Below are 16,708 nucleotides of genomic sequence, written 5' to 3' on the forward strand. Positions count from 1 at the left end.
CACCCGATGGAACGTTCCGATTTGCGCTGATTATCGTTGTTTGCAGACGTCCGGGCAATCTCGGAATGGCATCATTACGCAATTGTAACAAAAGCGATTTTGGTGGCGGCATGATGGCCCCTGCGCCCGTCCTGAACCGCACACGCAGGCGGCGGGTCGGCGGCATGTTTACAGCTTGCGTGGCTCGGCTATTCTGTTCGTCGCCGGCGGCTGTTTCGGGCCGGCTCTCGACACGAAGGGAGACGGCAATGTGCGATGCATGTGTCATCGAATCGGTCAAGCAGCGGATGATGTCGCGGCGGAGTTTGCTCCGTGCGGCCGCGGTCGGTACGGCAGGCATTGCCGCCGCCGGCATGGGGATCGCACCTCCGGCGCTTGCCGCCGGCCACGGCAGCGTCACCGATCTCACCCATGAACTTCATGAGGAGTTTCCGACTTTCTTCGGTCAGCAGCAATTCTTCCGGGAGCAGAAGTTCAAATATGCCGAACACAAGTTCAACCTTTTCGAACTTCGGGTGAACGAGCACACCGGCACTCATGTCGACGCGCCGCTGCACTTCTCCGCCGACGGCCTTTCAGTCGCCGAGTTGCCCCTCGACAAGCTGCTCGTGCCGCTCTGCGTCGTCGACATCCGCGAGAAGGCGGCCGCCGATCCGGATGCGCAGCTGACGCCGGACGACATCAAGGCGTGGATTGCGGCCAATGGAGACATTCCCGAAAACGCCTGCGTCGCAATGCTGTCGGGCTGGTCGGATCATCTCGGTACCGACAAGTTCCGCAATGCAGACACGGCCGGTAAGATGCATTTCCCCGGCTTTCACGCGGAAGCAGCCAAGTTCCTGATCGAGGACACGAAGGCAGCCGGCATCGCCGTCGATACCCTCTCGCTCGATCACGGCATTTCGCCCGATTTCGCCACTCATTACGCCTGGCTGCCGGAAGGCCGCTGGGGCCTCGAGGCGGCCGCCAATCTCGACAAGGTGCCGGCCAAGGGCGCGACGCTGGTCCTCGGCGCACCAAAGCACCGTGGCGGCACCGGCGGCCCGGCCCGCGTCTTCGCCCTCGTTTGAAACGCATGGAGTAAGCATGAGCACTGTGGCGCCGCCATCCGGCCCCGAATCCGACCCACGCGTCAAGGCCGTCTTCGACGACATCCGGGCGACTCGGAAATCGGACTTCATCAACAATATGTGGCTCTGGCTCGCCTTCGACCCCGAACTGCTGGAGCGGACCTGGGCGGAGGTCAAGGCGGTAATGGCGACGCCTTCGGCGCTCGACCCGCTGGTGAAGGAAATGCTGTATGTCGCGGTTTCCGTGAGCAATGGCTGCGGCTACTGCATTCATTCCCACACCGCCGCCGCAAGGACCAAGGGAATGACGGACGCCGAGCACGCGGATCTCCTGCGCGTCATTTCGCTCGCCGCCAAGACCAACCAGCTGGCGACGGCCCTGCAGGTCCCGGTCGATCCGGTGTTCGACGCGTCCGGCAAAACATAAACGGCGGCATGCCGACCTGAAAACATTAGTCTTTCCACAGGCATGCGCGAGAGGGCGAAGGTTCCGGAATAAAAGAAGAACATCCTTTCTGGCCTTTCGGTCCCGAATCACTACATTGGGCCGCATGACCAAAGGTTTTGACGATATTCCCTTTTTCGACGAGGAACCCGCGCCGCGGAAACCCGCGGCCGCCGGCGGCGGCATCGCGGCGCGCGCCATGGCCGCCCGCGACAAGGCCCAGCGACCGGACTATGTCTCCGGGCTCAATCCGGAGCAACGGGAGGCAGTCGAGGCGCTGGAAGGTCCGGTGCTCGTGCTCGCCGGCGCCGGCACCGGCAAGACACGCGTTCTGACCACGCGGATCGCCCATATCCTTTCGACCGGCCGTGCCTATCCCTCGCAGATCCTCGCCGTCACCTTCACCAACAAGGCGGCGCGGGAAATGAAGGAGCGCATCGGCGTGCTCGTCGGCCACGCCGTCGAAGGCATGCCCTGGCTCGGCACCTTCCACTCGATCGGGGTCAAGCTCCTCCGCCGCCATGCCGAGCTGGTGGGTCTGCGGTCCGACTTCACCATCCTCGACACTGACGACGTCGTTCGACTTATCAAGCAGCTCATCCAGGCGGAGGGTCTCGACGACAAGCGCTGGCCGGCCAAGCAGTTCGCCGGCATGATCGACACCTGGAAGAACAAGGGCCTGGACCCATCGCAAATCCCGGAAGGCGATGCCCGCGCCTTTGCCAACGGCAAGGGCCGCGAGCTCTATGCCGCCTACCAGAACCGGCTGCTGACCCTGAATGCCTGCGATTTCGGCGATCTGCTGCTGCATCCGATCCGCATGTTCCGCGCCAATCCGGACGTGCTGAAGGAGTATCACGCCAAGTTCCGCTACATCCTCGTCGACGAGTACCAGGATACCAACACGGCGCAATATATGTGGCTGAGGCTGCTGGCCCAGCGGACGCAGGGTTCCGGGAAGAACACCCCCTCCCCAAGCCCTGCGGCGCCGCAGTCTAGCCCCTCCCCCTCGTGGGGAGCGGTTGGGGAGGGGCATTCCCCTGGCGCCGAAGAGCGAAAGCCCACCGTCAACATTTGTTGCGTCGGCGACGACGACCAGTCGATCTATGGCTGGCGCGGCGCCGAGGTGGACAACATTCTCCGCTTCGAGAAGGATTTCCCCGGCGCCAAGGTCATCAAGCTGGAGCGCAACTACCGCTCGACCGAGCATATCCTCGGCGCGGCGGCGCATCTGATTGCCCATAACGAGGGCCGGCTCGGCAAGACGCTCTTTACCGAACGCACCAATCCCGACGACGAGAAAGTGCATGTTCATGCCGCCTGGGATTCCGAGGAGGAGGCTCGCGCGATCGGCGAAGAGATCGAGCAGCTCCAGCGCAAGAAGCACAACCTTAACGACATATCGATCCTCGTGCGGGCCTCTTTCCAGATGCGCGAGTTCGAAGACCGCTTCGTCACGCTCGGCCTCAACTATCGCGTCATCGGCGGTCCTCGCTTCTATGAGCGGCTCGAAATTCGCGATGCCATGGCCTATTTCCGCCTCGTCTGTCAGCCCGCCGACGATCTCGCCTTCGAGCGGATCGTCAACACGCCGAAGCGTGGCCTCGGCGAGACGACCGTCCGCACCCTGCACGACTACGCCCGGGCCCGCGACATCCCGATGCTGGCCGCGGCGAGCGAGATCGTCGAGACGGACGAATTGAAGCCGAAGGCGCGCAAGGGCCTCTTCGACGTCGTCGCCGATTTCCGCCGCTGGCAGGCTTTGCTCGAATCGACGCCGCACACCGAACTTGCAGAGCAGATCCTCGACGAGAGCGGCTATACCGCCATGTGGCAGGCCGACAAATCGGCCGAAGCGCCCGGGCGCCTGGAAAACCTGAAGGAACTCATCCGTTCGATGGAAGCCTTCGAGTCCATGCGCGGCTTTCTCGAGCACGTCGCCCTCGTGATGGACGCCGAGCAGAACGAGAATATGGACGCCGTCTCCATCATGACGCTGCATTCGGCCAAAGGGCTGGAATTCGACACCGTCTTCCTGCCGGGGTGGGAGGAAGGGCTGTTCCCGCATCAGCGCGCCCTGGACGAGGGCGGCCGCGCAGGTCTGGAGGAGGAACGCCGCCTCGCCTATGTCGGCATCACCCGCGCCAAGCGCCGCTGTCATATCTGGTTCGTTTCGAACCGCCGCATCCACGGCCTCTGGCAATCGACGCTTCCCTCACGCTTCCTCGACGAGTTGCCGCTCGCCCATGTGGAAGTCGCCGAACAGGAGGTCTCTTATGGCGGTTACGGTCGCGGCGGTTACGGCCAGTCGCGCTTCGACAAGGCCGATCCCTTCGAGAACAATTATCAGACGCCCGGCTGGAAGCGCGCCCAGCAGCACCGGTCGGACGCCACCCGCGACAATTGGGGCACCCGCTCCGGCCACGCCATCGAACGCATCGGTTACGGCGAATCGGGGCCCCGCACCCGCACCATCGAAGGCGAGCTCGTCGCCAAGTCGACGAGCGCCGAGCCCTCCCGTTTCAATGTCGGCGACCGGGTCTTCCACATCAAGTTCGGCAACGGCAACATCGCGGCGATCGAGGGCAATAAGCTGACGATCGATTTCGACCGCGCCGGGCAGAAGCGTGTGCTGGATGGGTTCGTAGAGCCGGTGTAAGCACTTCCGGAAAAATGTGCAGCGCTTTTCCGCTCTACCCTACCCCAGGCCTCAAAACATCTTTCGATACATGACGAAGCCCGACTTCTCGGCCACCTTGTCGTAAAGCTGCATCGCCGTGTGGTTGGTCTCGTGGGTCAGCCAATAGACACGCGGCGACCCCGCGTGTTTCGCCGCTTCGTAGACGCCGTTGATAAGCGCCCGGCCGACCCCCTTGCCGCGGCCGGCCTCATCGGTGAAAAGGTCCTGCAGATAGCAGTTCGGCTGGATCGACGTCGTGCTGCGGTGAAAAATATAGTGCGTCAATCCGATGAGCCGCCCTTCGCTTTCGGCGACCAGCGCATGCATCGGCTCATAGGCATCGAAGAAGCGCGACCAGGTCATCTGGGTAATGTCGGGATGGAGCGCCGTTTCACCGGCTCGGCCGTAAAAGGCGTTGTAGCCGTTCCAAAGCGGCAGCCACTGCTCATAGTCGAGGCGCGTTACCGGGCGTATGGCAAGATAGTCGGACATTCTCAATCCCCGTTCGCAAATTCAGGCGCACTACAACTATCTTTGCCGGAAGCCTGTGTCACCGCCCCAGCGCAAGACCCCGTTTATCCGCCCCTCGCCTGTCTCAGCAGCGCGATCACCTCGGCATCCGTGGTCTGCTCGAAATCGTCGTAATAGACGCTGACCGCATGGAAAGGGGTGGGGGTGGCGAGACAGACGAGCCGGTCCACCTCGTCCCGCAGGGCGACGATCGCGCTCTTCGGCGAGACCGGAACGGCGAGCATCAGTGCCGCGGCGCCTGCCTGCCGCAGGGCTTTCGCCGCAGCTTTGGCCGTTCCGCCCGTGGCAATGCCGTCATCGACAATGATGACATTGCGCCCGCTTGGAGAAATTCGCGTCTGATCGCCCAGATAGAGGACGCGGCGGCGTGCGAGTTCGAGCCTTTGCCGCTCGGTCTCCGCCTGGACGTACTTCTCGGAAGGACTGACGATACGCATTGCCTCGGCATTGAGGACGACCTGCGGCTCGTCGCTGTCGACCAGCGCTCCGAGACCGAATTCGGGATGACCGGGTGCGCCGATCTTGCGAACGATGAGGAGTTCGAGGGACGCGCCGAGGGTTCTTGCCACCTCGAAGGCCACCGGTACGCCGCCGCGCGGCAACGCCATCACCAGCGGGTCGGCGAAGTCCGCTTTCTCGGTGAGATGCGCTTCGATGGCGCGAGCAAGCCTTCGACCCGCATCGGCCCTGTCTGCAAAGGGTATGTCTGCGAAGGATATGCCTTCCTGGGCCATGACATCGCTCCCTGAAAAGCTCCGCGACCGATTGCTACAACTATGGAGAGAGTGATCGCTCAAATTGCAGCGAATTTCGCCAGCTTTCGTTAATGCGCCATCGTTACCAATGGCCTTGCATAATGGCTGAAACGCAAGCCGCACTTTATTTTAGCACGACAGGCCGTTTCGAAATGAGCTTTCTCTCCGCCATACCGGTCATCGCCCTTCTTGCCATGCTACCCGTTCTCCTTTCTCTGCGGCCGGTCGCCGCTGTTCGGGAGTTCTCCGCCGGTTGCGCGCTCTCGGCAGCTTCGGCAGGCGCTTTGACGGCGGCGGCGGCGTTGCAGGCGCCGGTCGCCGCAATGTTCGGCTATGCGGGTCTCGCCGTTTCCCTCTTCTTCGTCCTACAGGGCCTTCGTTGGTTCCTCGCATTGTCGATGCCTGCATCGCTTTGTCTGGTGCTCGCATTCACGAGCGGCGTGCTCGGCTTCATCATCGCGCTCGGCGGCCATGACAGTGCGGCCGCGGCCCTGATTGTCGTTGCGGGCGTTGTCGCGGCTCCACTTCTCGTCCTTGGTCTGGCCGCAGCCGGCCGCTGGCCGAGCGAAAAGCCGGCGATCAAGATCGTAGTCGTCGGCTCCGCCGCCGTGGTTTTCACCGCCCTTGCTCATGTTCTCGGCCCATCGTCGCACGTCGTGCAGGGGCTCCCGGGCCCGCCCGCTTCGATGCTGTTTGATTTCCTGCTCGTCACCATGCGGGTGCTGTGCCTTCCCCTTGTCTTCCTAGCCGTGATCCTTACGATGCAGGCCCGCATCATCGCCGGGTTGAGGGCCATGATCGCACGCGACGGCTTGACCGGTGCACTGTCGCGCGGGACGCTCATGGAAGAGGGCGAGCGGATCTTCGCCGAGTGCCTCGCACGCCAGGAGCCGGCTGCCTTCCTGCTGCTCGACCTCGATTTCTTCAAACAGATCAACGATCAGTACGGGCACGCCTGCGGCGACATGGCGCTCGCGCATTTTGCCGAAACCGTCTCGGCTTTCCTCGCCGGACGGGGCGTCCTCGGACGGATCGGTGGCGAGGAATTCGGCATCGTCCTGCCGGACCACACGGAAGAGCAGGCAAAGGCGCTTGCGGAGGACATCTGCCGCGTGGTGCGCGAGACGCCTGCCGGCCGCTCGCATCAGCGCATCCGTTTGACCGTGAGCATCGGGATCGCCGCCGCCATTGCGGGCGAAACGATTGCCGACGTGATGATACGCGCCGATCTCGCTCTCTACGACTCAAAGGCGGATGGTCGCGACCGTTGCTCGGTAGCAAGGGATCGCCGCATCGACGCCAGCGCCCGCGCCCTTGCGGCAGCCGCCGCGCAATTGCGCGAAGCGCGTGCCGCCCGGTCGGAACTGCGCCACTCGGCGTGACTTCTCGCACGATGGATCCTGCATATCGACGGGCGTGGCGGCCGGTGCTTGCATTGCAGCATCCGCTGCCTATCTGAACGGTGCAGTTCATTGGAGGATACTCATGTTGCGCCGCATCCGTGCCTTGCTTGTCGCCGGCCTCACCGTCACGGCCGCGGCGGTTTCGCCCGTCCACGCCGAAACCGTTGGGCAGGTGGGGGTCGACTGGCTCGGCAACGATATCAAGATCGATGCCGTGAGCGACCCGAAGGTGACCGGAGTTACCTGCCACGTCACCTATTTCGATCGCAGCGTCATCGACCGCCTGAAGAACGGCAACTGGTTCGAGGATCCGTCGAACAACTCCATCGCCTGCCGCCAGACCGGCCCCATTGCCATCGGCGATATCGACCTGTCGAAGGAGGGGGAGGAAGTCTTCCGTTCCGGACTGTCCCTCATCTGGAAGAACCTGCTGGTGACACGTATCTACGACAAGGCCAACGACACGCTGATCTATCTGGCGCATTCGAGGCAGTTGACCGACGGTTCGGCCAAGATGTCGATCACCACGGTCCCGCTCTATGGCCAGCCGGTCACCTGGAAGAATGGGCGGCCGGAATAAGCGATCCGGCAGACGCAGCAGATCAAACGGCCGGAAGGGGAGTACGGGTTTCCGCACTCCCCTTCCGAGCTACAGCGCGCGCTTCTGCGAGACTAAGGTCTGCCGCATTTTACGCCGCATACATAATTTCTTGAGCTGGTGCGCCTCGATGAAACATGCAGTAGCTGATTTCGCGCCTTACGGTTTAGGCGGCACAATACCCCGATAGTAGTCGCCCTCACCCGGGTCGAATCTCTCCTGGTAGGTACCGTTCGGAGACATCATACGACCTCCGTCGATACTCCCTGTCGCAGTCGGGTCGACCGAAGACGGAGGCAGGTTACGCGACGTCGGCATGCGCACCTGATTCTGCGTCCCCGGAGGGTGGTTCGGGTCGAGGCCCTGATAGTAGCTATCCGCAAAGGCTGGCGCCGCGGCGCCCACCAAGGCGGATGACAGGACAAATGCAGCAAATGATTTTTTCAGAGAAAGTCTCATGACATTAACTCCTATGTCCGTTAGGCATCCCACCTCCCAATGGATGCTACTGTTCAGCATACGAGCCTCCTACGGATGCTGCGGTTACAAAGATAACACCGGGCACCGGTCGAAAGCGTTTGACGATTTGTCACTTTTGCTCATCCAAGAGTGATGCTCATTACGTAACTGTAACTTGACCGCCCCCTGCACCGACCAAGGTGGCATTGCGGGCGCGTCCTCAGCCTGAAAGAGCATGCAGCGGCGGACCATCGCCTCTGAAGGCGGTGGTCCGCGAAAGCGCAATGCGCTCGAAGGCATCAGGAATGTTTAGGGACGGGGAGCCGGAGGCGCGATGCCTTGATAATAGTCCCCGTCACCGGGGCCCTGATACTCGTTCGTATAGTGCTCCCGTACTCGGCCGGGAGCGTTGCTCGCCCGGCTGCCCGGCGCCGGTTCCATGTAGATGCTGCCGGTCGGTGCCGGATCGACATAGACGCTGCCCGTCGGTGCGGGATCGACATAGACGCTGCCGGTCGGGGCAGGATCGACGTAATACGGACGGGCCGGCACCATTACCGCGCCTCTGTTCTGAGTGCCCGGAGGATTATGCGGGTCGATGCCCTGATAGTAACTGTCTGCAAAGGCCGGCACGGCGACGCCGGCAAGCGCCGATGAGAGGGCAAATGCAGCGAGCGATGTTCTGAAAGAAACTTTCATGGCGTTGCTCCTGTCTGTTTCCACATCAGCTTCCAAACGCGGAGGCTGTAATCACCAGCAGACGGCTTCTCGCCAAATGCTGCCTGTGCATAACTCGTTTGGCGTGCAGGGGTTCCTTGCGTGCGACCGCTACGTTTTCACATTTGCTCGCTCCGGCGTGATGCCGATCGCCGTGCTGCAGCCGCCGGGCGTCCGCCGGCTCATGCGAAAAGGCCCGCTTTCGCGGGCCCATTCGGAAACCGTCCTGGCGGTCCGGCAGTCATGCTTTCAGGGCCGAGCCGACCTGAAAAATCGTGATTAGGCTGCCTGCGCCAGCTCCTCGGCGATGACGGTGTCGAGATTGAGGAAGCAGACCATGGATTTTTCAAGCGCGACGATGCCGCGGCAGAAGGCGCGCTGGGCTTCCGGGATGATCTCCGGCGCGGGCTGCAGGTCTTCGCTGCGAATCGTCATCATATCGGAGACCTGCTCGACCAGCAGTCCGACGAGCTTGCCATTGATGTCGGTGACGATGATGGCGGAGCGCTCCGACGGCTCGGTCATCTTCATGCCGAGGCGGCAGGCCATGTCGATGACCGGGATCACCGCACCGCGCAGGTTTATGAGGCCGAGAACGTACGGCGGCGTGTGCGGCATCGGCGTAACCGGTGCCCAACCGCGGATTTCCCGGATTGCCATGATGTCGATGCAGAATTCCTGTTCACCAAGGTGAAAGGAGACGATTTCGAGATAGGCGCCTGACTGCTTGATTGCGTTGCTCATGATCAAAACTCTTCCCAATTTTCACCGGACGCCGTTACCGACGGCGTTGATCCCGGCATGTTGCCGAATGCGCCAGCCAGTTTTCCCATCAGCGCCTTTGCTGGAGATGGAGCTGAACGCGTGGATGATTGCGCGGCCGCGGGCTTGCGAAGTGACACGGGCGCGGCAGCAGTCGCTGTTGCCGCCCCGGCCGGAGCGCCTGGCCTCGCCGGGCCTGCCCTGCCCGACGGCCGGATCGCCGCCGTGCGGATCGCCGTCTCGCGCGCCTGCCCGTGGCGGAATTGCCCGACGATCTCGCTGAGCTTCTCTGCATCCTGCGCAAGCGTATGGCTCGCCGCATTGGTCTGCTCGACCATGGCGGCATTCTGCTGCGTCATCTGATCGAGTTGAGCGACGGCGGTATTGATTTCGCGGAGGCCCGTCGATTGCTCGCGCGCCGCCATGACGATCGAGCTCATATGTTCGTTGATGCAGGCCACCTTGGCACCGATGCGGCCGAGCGCGTCGCCGGTCTCCTGAACCAGCCTGACGCCGGTCTTGACCTCGTTGCCCGAGCGGCTCACCAGAGCCTTGATATCCTTCGCGGCACCGGCAGCGCGCTGGGCGAGCTCCCTCACCTCCTGGGCAACGACGGCAAAGCCCTTGCCGGCCTCCCCAGCCCGCGCGGCCTCGACCCCGGCATTGAGCGCCAGCAGATTGGTCTGGAACGCGATCTCGTCGATCACGTCGATGATCTTGCCTATCTCGCTGGAAGCGCCCTCGATGCGGGCCATGGCGGCGATCGCCTCGCCGACGATGCGCCCGGACTCCTCGGCATTGATGCGGGCCTCGTCGACCATATGGCTTGCCTCTTCGGCGCGCTCGGTCGCTGTCTTCACGGTGACGGTGATTTCCTCGAGCGCGGCCGAGGTTTGCTCCAGCGATGCGGCCTGTTTTTCCGTTCGCCGAGCCAGATCGTCGGCCGCGCTACGCATCTGCCGCCCGTTCGATTCGATCGAGGCGGTATTCTCCGTGACACTCGAAAGGACATGGCTCAGCCGTTCCACCGTGTCGTTGAAGTCGCGGCGCAACGCATCGAGCCCGCTATCGAAAGGCTCGCGGATCGCAACCGCCAGATTGCCGTCTGCAAGCTGATTGAGCGCTCCGCCGAGGGCTTCGACTGCGGTCTTGATCCGTCCGATAGCCTGCTCGCGCTCCGTCTCGTGCCGCTCGCGTTCCGCCTCGATTTCCTGCCGACTCGCCCTCGCCCCCTCCTCGAGCGCGCGTTTCTCGATTGCCGAGACCCGGAAAAGCTCCACCGAACGTGCCATCTCGCCGATTTCGTCGCCGCGGTCGAGCCCCGCCACTTCAGTCGTGAGCTCGCCCGAATGTATTCGCCGCATGCCGTCGCGCAGACCGAGGATGCCTCGGCGCAAGACGTTCCCATGGAACCAGATAAGGCCGATCAGGGTCGCCATTGCCAGCAAACAGGCGGCTGCCTGGAGCATGAGCGCATGCTCACCACTGGTGCGGACATCTGCGATGCGCGCCGCGGCCAGACCGGCTGCGGCATCGGCCAGTTGCGCAAGCGATGCGCCAACGCGCTCGCCTGCGGCGTCGATGACATCGTCGATGCGAGCGAATTCCTCGCCAGGCGCTCCGGCCTCCACGAGCGCTTTCAGGTCCTGCTCGACGGCCTTGCGCAGTTGGGCGATATCCGCTTCGTAACCGGCAAGAACTTCCGGCTTGCCGACAAGACGCGCGAGCGCCTCGAGATCGGCTTGCCTGCCCTCGATGACCTCTAGCGAGGATTTGATCTGGGCCGCACGCTCCGGCTGTATCCGGCGTTCGCCGCGGTCGACGATGGTGTCCATTGCCGCAAGCACGAGCTTCAGGCGGGCAAGGCGCATTTCCTCTATCGTTCCCATGTCGCGCTGAGCGACAACCGCCTTGTCGAGCGCCTCTTGCGAGCTGCCTTGCTCATAGAGGCCGACGGCGAGAACGGAACCGAAACCGAGAAAAGCTGCCCCCGCAAGCGTCGCAAGGCGTTGGCTGACGGAGAGCGTTCTCCTGGCGGATGCAAGGGTGTTCATCGATATGACAGTCCATAGCTGGACCCGCCGCGGCAGGCGGGGTCCTCCGTTGCGATCGATGCGGAAAACCGGGCTCGATCAAACCGGATGACCTCATGTCATATCGAAGTGGTTCACTTCTCCGCGTCTGTGGACAGTGGCAAACAGACCTTAAACAATCGCTAAAACACGGGCCGCGACTTTGCGGAAGTTCGCGCGTTTCGACCGCTGCTGCCCTTTTCCTTCCGTCTCATGGTGTTATGATCGCCTCATGCGCACGGACACCAAAAAGTCGCTCTCTCCCCTGATCTTCGCCCTTGCCACGGGCGTGCTCGCGCTCGTCTTTCTGCTCGCCTTCAGGGGCTGGATCGCGAATGGCGCCGACATTTTCCTGTCGCTGGCGCAAGCCGGTCTCGCCTGGTGCATTTGAGACGCATCGCCTCGAGCACACCTGCGGCAATTGTCCCCTTTGCACCCGTGTGCCCGAAGCGGTATCAACGCTACATTCCTGACGGCCCGACGGCGCCGTGCGTCCGTTTCAGATGCGTCGGGGCAGCAACAGACTGGTGGCAATAATGAAATCCATACGCATTGTTCTCTGGGTAGCCATTCTCGTCATGGTGGCCGTCCTCGGCTGGCTGACCTTCGACATGACGCAGTCGAAGCAGCAGGCCGCATCCGGCCCCTTTGGCGTACCCTTTACCCTTGTCGCCCAGAATGGCGAGCCCATCACCGAGAAAGCGTTCACCGGCAAGCCGACGGCGCTCTTCTTCGGCTTCACCCATTGCCCGGAAGTTTGCCCCACCACGCTGTTCGAACTGAACGGCTGGCTCGATAAGGTCGACCCCGAGGGCAACAAGCTGCAGGCCTACTTCATCACCGTCGATCCGGAGCGCGATACCCCCGAAGTGCTCGGCCAGTATGTTTCAAACGTGTCCAAGCGCATCACCGGTATCTCCGGTCCGCCCGAAAAGGTGCTGGAAATGGTCAAGGGTTACCGCGTCTATTACAAGAAAGTCCCCACCGACGAGGCAAAGCCGGACGGCGACTACACAATGGATCATACCGCCTCGGTCTTCCTGCTCGACGCCAACGGCCAGTTCAGCGGAACGATCGCCTACGGCGAAAATCCCGAAACGGCCGTCAAGAAGCTGGAAAACCTCACGCGCGGCTAACAAGGTTTGCCCGTCTATCCTGCGGGCGCCGGCAATCCCGGCGCTTTGCCTTTGTACCTCATTCATGATAGCGGCGAACCGCCCACAGCGCGCGCATCCGATCGGACGCGCCGAAGCCACTGTGGCCCTTTTGAATGGCTGCATGCCGAAGGAAAGCACCGTGAGCGAGATACGCCTTTTCGTTACCACTACCGAGAAGCAGGCGGCCGCCGTCCTCGACGTCATGAGCGCAATCTTCGAAGAAGACGATTACGCGATCGCGACCATGGAGATCGACGAGAAGCGGGATGTCTGGGAGGCCTCCGTCTACATGATGACGGATGAAGAGGAGAGCGTGAGATCACGCCTCGCTCAGGCACTCGAAGCCGAATTCTCGCATCTTCCGATCGAGCGCGAAGTGCTGCCGGATGTCGACTGGATCGCCAAGTCGCTGGAGGGCCTCGCCCCCGTGCGCGCGGGCCGCTTCGTCATCCACGGCTCGCACGATCGCGACAAGGTGAAGCCGGGCGAGATTGCCATCGAGATCGATGCCGGTCAGGCCTTCGGCACCGGCCATCACGGCACGACCGCCGGCTGCCTCGAAATGCTTGCCTCCGTCGCCCGATCCCGGCCTGTCCGCAACGCGCTCGACCTCGGGACGGGAAGCGGCGTGCTGGCGATCGCCGCCTGGAAGCTCCTGCATGTTCCGGTGCTCGCAACCGACATCGATCCGATCGCAACCCGCGTCGCCGCCGACAACGCCCGTCGCAACGGCGTCGTCAACGGCTTGACCTTCGCCACGGCGCCCGGCTTCCACTCGACCACCTTCAGCGCCAACGGCCCCTTCGACCTCATCATCGCCAACATTCTGGCGCGGCCGCTGATGAAGATGGCGCCGCAACTTGTGGCCAACCTCGCTCCGGGCGGTTCGGTCATCCTCTCGGGCATTCTCGCCGAACAGCGCTGGAAGGTGCTCGCCGCCTATAACGGCCAGAACCTCAGACACGCGTGCACCATCTGGCGCAATGGCTGGGTAACCATTCATCTGACCAGATAAGTCACGCTTATCGCAGACGCGTCCGGTCGCGGCGTCCGCTTCAGTGTTTCTATGAAACGTTGGAATGCTCTAAAGCGCATCCCTGATCGGGAACATGTCTTCGCCGTAATGATGAAGCCTCGTGTGATGTCGGCGGCATAACCACCGCACCTTCAAAGGCTCGTCGTATTGATCGTGATGGGCATCGACCGCTTCGATCCCGCAAACCTCGCACGTTTGCTTTTCCAGCTCGCCTGCCTTCACGGCTCGCTGCACAGCGAGGTGAGCACCATATTTTCCCGGATTGGCACGGCGCCAATTGGCTTGGCGGGTATCGGTTTTCAGCATCGCTGCTCTACCTCTGCATGCTCCGTTTGAGAGATATCCTCGCAAGTCGACCGTAAGCGGGCATATCACGAAGCAAACCGTTCTTCATTTGTTTTCCCGTGGACACCGCCTCTTTCCACAGGAACCTCCGTATCGACCGAAACGGGAGCCGAGAAAACGAAAAGGCCGCCCGGTCCATCATGACGGGCGGCCTTCTCGAAACAAAGGCGATGCCGAAGCATCGCCTGCTGACCGGCTTTTGGCCGACCATACCCGCGAGCTTGAGGAGGAGGAGCGCTCAAGCGGGCTCTACCGTTCCGAAGCTGGCCACCCTGAGGGAGGAGGAGAACAGATGACCAACTATTCTCGGAACTGCAGTCTTTTGAACCGGCGGACGTTCGTCCGTGTTCGTTGAGGCGGCTTATAACCTATAATTCCGATAGAGAAAGCCACATTCGGGCATGGGTGCCATGCGCCGCGTGCATATGTATTACAAATGAGCAAATGGCTGCCCGAGGTGCCGGACGTTCACGCGAATTTCGCCTCCCTCTCCGGGAGCGGATCTTAAGTTGTTATTTTATGCGGGTCGTTACCCCAAAACCGCTGCACACTTTTGGAAGAGATGCATTAACATGCTCGTCTCACCTGCGGTTCTCCGCCAAGCTTACCGGGAAAGTCCATGTTCCAATCCTTCGAAGTCACCTCCACGCCCCAGTTCGGCAAGGAGAGAACCACCGCCCTGCGTGCCGCCCTCGCAACCCTGGGCGTCGATGGCTTCCTCGTGCCGCGTGCCGACGAATTTCAAGGGGAGTATGTGCCCCGCAGTTCCGAGCGGCTGTCGTGGCTGACGGGCTTTACCGGTTCGGCCGGTGTAGCGCTCGTGACGCAGCGCGAAGCGATCGTCTTCGTCGACGGCCGTTATGTAACCCAGCTCAAGGAGCAGGTGGACGGCAGCGTCTTCACCGGCGGCGATCTCATCGGCGAACCGCCGCATGTCTGGCTGGAGCGTTATGGACCCAAGGGCTTCCGCCTCGGCATCGATCCTTGGCTGCACACCGCGGCGGAAGTTCGCCGGCTCGAAAAGGCGCTGACGGCGGTCGGCGGCAGTGTCGTCCTTCTCGACCACAATCCGCTCGACCGGCTCTGGGCCGATCGTCCCGCAGCGCCGCTCGGGCCTGTGACGATCCAGCCGGTCGAGCATGCGGGACAATTGGCAAGAGACAAGATAGCGGAGATCGCGGCGGGCGTGGCAAAGACGAAGGCCGCGGCCGTCATACTCACCGATCCCTCCTCCGTCGCCTGGACCTTCAACATCCGTGGCAGCGACGTGCCGCACACGCCGCACCCGCTGGCACGCGCCATCATCCATGCGGACGGCAGCGCCGAGCTTTTCCTCGACAAACGCAAGACCGGCATCGAGCAGGAGGCCTACCTGACGCAGCTCGCCGATATAATGGCGCCTGCTACCTTCGACGATCGGCTCGCCGCCCTCGCCTCAACCGGCGCAGCCATCATGATCGATCCGGATCTCGCCCCCTTTGCGATCGGCGAGCTGATTCGCAGGAAGGAAGGTTCGGTGGTCGAGGCGGTCGATCCCGCCCGCCTGCCACGCGCCTGCAAGAATGCAGCCGAGATCGCCGGATCGACCCGGGCGCACCTGCAGGATGGTGCGGCGATGGTCGAGTTCCTCGCCTGGCTGGACGCGCGGGAGCCCGGCAGCGTCACCGAAATCGGCGCCACCAGGCAATTGGAGGCGATGCGCGCGGCCGTCGGCGAGCGCATGCAGAACCCCCTGAAGGACGTTTCTTTCGACACGATCGCCGGCGCCGGTTCGCATGCCGCAATCATGCATTACCGGGTCACGAACGAAACCGACCGGCGGATCGAGGCGGGTACCATGTTCCTGATCGACTCCGGCGCGCAATACATCAACGGCACGACCGACATCACCCGCACGGTCGCGATCGGCGCGGTGCCGGAAGAACAGAAGCGATTCTTCACGCTCGTGCTCAAGGGCATGATCGCAATCAGCACGGCGCGCTTCCCGAAGGGGTCACGCGGCGTCGATCTCGATCCGCTCGCCCGGATCGCACTGTGGAAGGCGGGCGCCGATTATGCGCATGGGACCGGCCACGGTGTCGGCTCCTATCTCTCGGTCCACGAAGGACCGCAGCGCATTGCCCGGCTTGCCACGCAGGAATTGCTGCCGGGCATGATCCTGTCCAACGAACCCGGTTACTATCGCCCCGGTGCCTTCGGCATCCGCATCGAGAATCTCGTCGTCGTCCGCCAGCCGGAGGAGATCGATGGCGGCGACCAGCCGATGCTCGGCTTCGGCACGCTGACCTTCTGCCCGATCGATCGCCGGCTCGTCCTTCCCGCCCTGCTGACCGACGACGAGCTCGACTGGCTGAATGCCTACCACGCGGAAACGCGGGAAAAGCTGATGCCGCTGCTGTCGGACGCGGAGACGAGAGACTGGCTGGCCAATGCTACGGAAGCAATCGCGCGGTAGGCCGGAACCGGGCGGCCCGGCGGTGTGGGCTGGGGCTGGGGTACCGCCGGGCCTCCGTTGGGAGGGTCGATTTCTCAACCAACAGCATGGTTATATTTGCGGCGACGCTTTCGCGTAACCCGCGAATTTTACTGGATCGCAGCCTTAGAGCGTCTCATAAGACACACAAAGGTCGCTGCAGGAAACTTTTCGGGACTGCAATCTCTTCTCCTTCCTCATCCCT

General features: G+C 62.6%; 16 protein-coding genes. 9 read left to right on the forward strand and 7 right to left on the reverse strand.

Annotated features, from left to right (window positions below; translation table 11 throughout):
• Window positions 1-248 precede the first annotated feature (248 nt).
• From AC5J09_RS23155 to AC5J09_RS23165, 3 genes are all read left to right on the forward strand, one after another.
• The gene (locus AC5J09_RS23155; protein ID WP_494298580.1) at window positions 249-1,070 is read left to right on the forward strand and encodes a cyclase family protein; all 822 of its coding nucleotides are present in this window, start codon (window positions 249-251) and stop codon (window positions 1,068-1,070) included.
• A gap of 16 nt (window positions 1,071-1,086) precedes the next feature.
• Complete coding sequence (locus tag AC5J09_RS23160) at window positions 1,087-1,497, forward strand: carboxymuconolactone decarboxylase family protein (protein WP_494298581.1); 411 nt, start codon at window positions 1,087-1,089, stop codon at window positions 1,495-1,497.
• Window positions 1,498-1,621: 124 nt separating this feature from the next.
• The gene (locus AC5J09_RS23165) at window positions 1,622-4,174 is read left to right on the forward strand and encodes an ATP-dependent helicase (RefSeq protein ID WP_494298582.1); all 2,553 of its coding nucleotides are present in this window, start codon (window positions 1,622-1,624) and stop codon (window positions 4,172-4,174) included.
• A 51-nt stretch (window positions 4,175-4,225) separates the two neighbouring features.
• Here AC5J09_RS23165 and AC5J09_RS23170 read toward each other — a convergent pair whose 3' ends face one another.
• On the reverse strand, window positions 4,226-4,687 hold the full coding sequence (locus AC5J09_RS23170) for a GNAT family N-acetyltransferase (RefSeq protein WP_494298583.1): 462 nt from the start codon (window positions 4,685-4,687) through the stop codon (window positions 4,226-4,228).
• An 83-nt stretch (window positions 4,688-4,770) separates the two neighbouring features.
• Window positions 4,771-5,460: a phosphoribosyltransferase gene (locus tag AC5J09_RS23175; RefSeq protein ID WP_494298584.1), complete on the reverse strand. Its 690-nt coding sequence runs from the start codon at window positions 5,458-5,460 to the stop codon at window positions 4,771-4,773.
• Window positions 5,461-5,582: 122 nt separating this feature from the next.
• Between AC5J09_RS23175 and AC5J09_RS23180 the strand changes: the two genes are divergently transcribed.
• On the forward strand, window positions 5,583-6,863 hold the full coding sequence (locus AC5J09_RS23180; protein ID WP_494298585.1) for a GGDEF domain-containing protein: 1,281 nt from the start codon (window positions 5,583-5,585) through the stop codon (window positions 6,861-6,863).
• Between the two features lie 103 nt (window positions 6,864-6,966).
• Complete coding sequence (locus AC5J09_RS23185; RefSeq protein WP_338283912.1) at window positions 6,967-7,464, forward strand: CreA family protein; 498 nt, start codon at window positions 6,967-6,969, stop codon at window positions 7,462-7,464.
• Window positions 7,465-7,641: 177 nt separating this feature from the next.
• Here AC5J09_RS23185 and AC5J09_RS23190 read toward each other — a convergent pair whose 3' ends face one another.
• The 4 genes from AC5J09_RS23190 to AC5J09_RS23205 form a co-directional block, all read right to left on the reverse strand.
• Entirely contained in the window at window positions 7,642-8,001 is a 360-nt protein-coding gene (locus AC5J09_RS23190; protein WP_100671678.1) for a hypothetical protein, read from the reverse strand.
• A gap of 249 nt (window positions 8,002-8,250) precedes the next feature.
• Complete coding sequence (locus AC5J09_RS23195; protein WP_338283911.1) at window positions 8,251-8,640, reverse strand: hypothetical protein; 390 nt, start codon at window positions 8,638-8,640, stop codon at window positions 8,251-8,253.
• Between the two features lie 297 nt (window positions 8,641-8,937).
• Window positions 8,938-9,402, reverse strand: coding sequence for a chemotaxis protein CheW (locus AC5J09_RS23200; RefSeq protein ID WP_003536237.1), 465 nt, complete (start codon window positions 9,400-9,402; stop codon window positions 8,938-8,940).
• Between the two features lie 2 nt (window positions 9,403-9,404).
• The gene (locus AC5J09_RS23205; protein WP_494298586.1) at window positions 9,405-11,474 is read right to left on the reverse strand and encodes a methyl-accepting chemotaxis protein; all 2,070 of its coding nucleotides are present in this window, start codon (window positions 11,472-11,474) and stop codon (window positions 9,405-9,407) included.
• A gap of 250 nt (window positions 11,475-11,724) precedes the next feature.
• Between AC5J09_RS23205 and AC5J09_RS23210 the strand changes: the two genes are divergently transcribed.
• The 3 genes from AC5J09_RS23210 to AC5J09_RS23220 all read left to right on the forward strand — a co-directional run bounded on the left by AC5J09_RS23210 (window position 11,725) and on the right by AC5J09_RS23220 (window position 13,664).
• On the forward strand, window positions 11,725-11,883 hold the full coding sequence (locus AC5J09_RS23210; RefSeq protein ID WP_100671682.1) for a hypothetical protein: 159 nt from the start codon (window positions 11,725-11,727) through the stop codon (window positions 11,881-11,883).
• Between the two features lie 145 nt (window positions 11,884-12,028).
• Window positions 12,029-12,628 carry an SCO family protein gene (locus AC5J09_RS23215; RefSeq protein ID WP_324762007.1) on the forward strand — a complete coding sequence of 200 codons (600 nt, stop codon included), beginning with the start codon at window positions 12,029-12,031 and terminating at the stop codon, window positions 12,626-12,628.
• 160 nt (window positions 12,629-12,788) lie between these two features.
• Window positions 12,789-13,664 carry a 50S ribosomal protein L11 methyltransferase gene (locus AC5J09_RS23220; RefSeq protein ID WP_338283909.1) on the forward strand — a complete coding sequence of 292 codons (876 nt, stop codon included), beginning with the start codon at window positions 12,789-12,791 and terminating at the stop codon, window positions 13,662-13,664.
• Window positions 13,665-13,733: 69 nt separating this feature from the next.
• Here the strand turns inward: AC5J09_RS23220 and AC5J09_RS23225 are convergent, their stop codons facing one another.
• Window positions 13,734-13,991, reverse strand: coding sequence for a hypothetical protein (locus AC5J09_RS23225; RefSeq protein WP_494298587.1), 258 nt, complete (start codon window positions 13,989-13,991; stop codon window positions 13,734-13,736).
• A gap of 658 nt (window positions 13,992-14,649) precedes the next feature.
• Between AC5J09_RS23225 and AC5J09_RS23230 the strand changes: the two genes are divergently transcribed.
• Window positions 14,650-16,485 carry an aminopeptidase P family protein gene (locus tag AC5J09_RS23230; RefSeq protein ID WP_494298588.1) on the forward strand — a complete coding sequence of 612 codons (1,836 nt, stop codon included), beginning with the start codon at window positions 14,650-14,652 and terminating at the stop codon, window positions 16,483-16,485.
• Window positions 16,486-16,708: the final 223 nt, after the last annotated feature.

It is taken from the genome of Sinorhizobium sp., assembly GCF_059070375.1.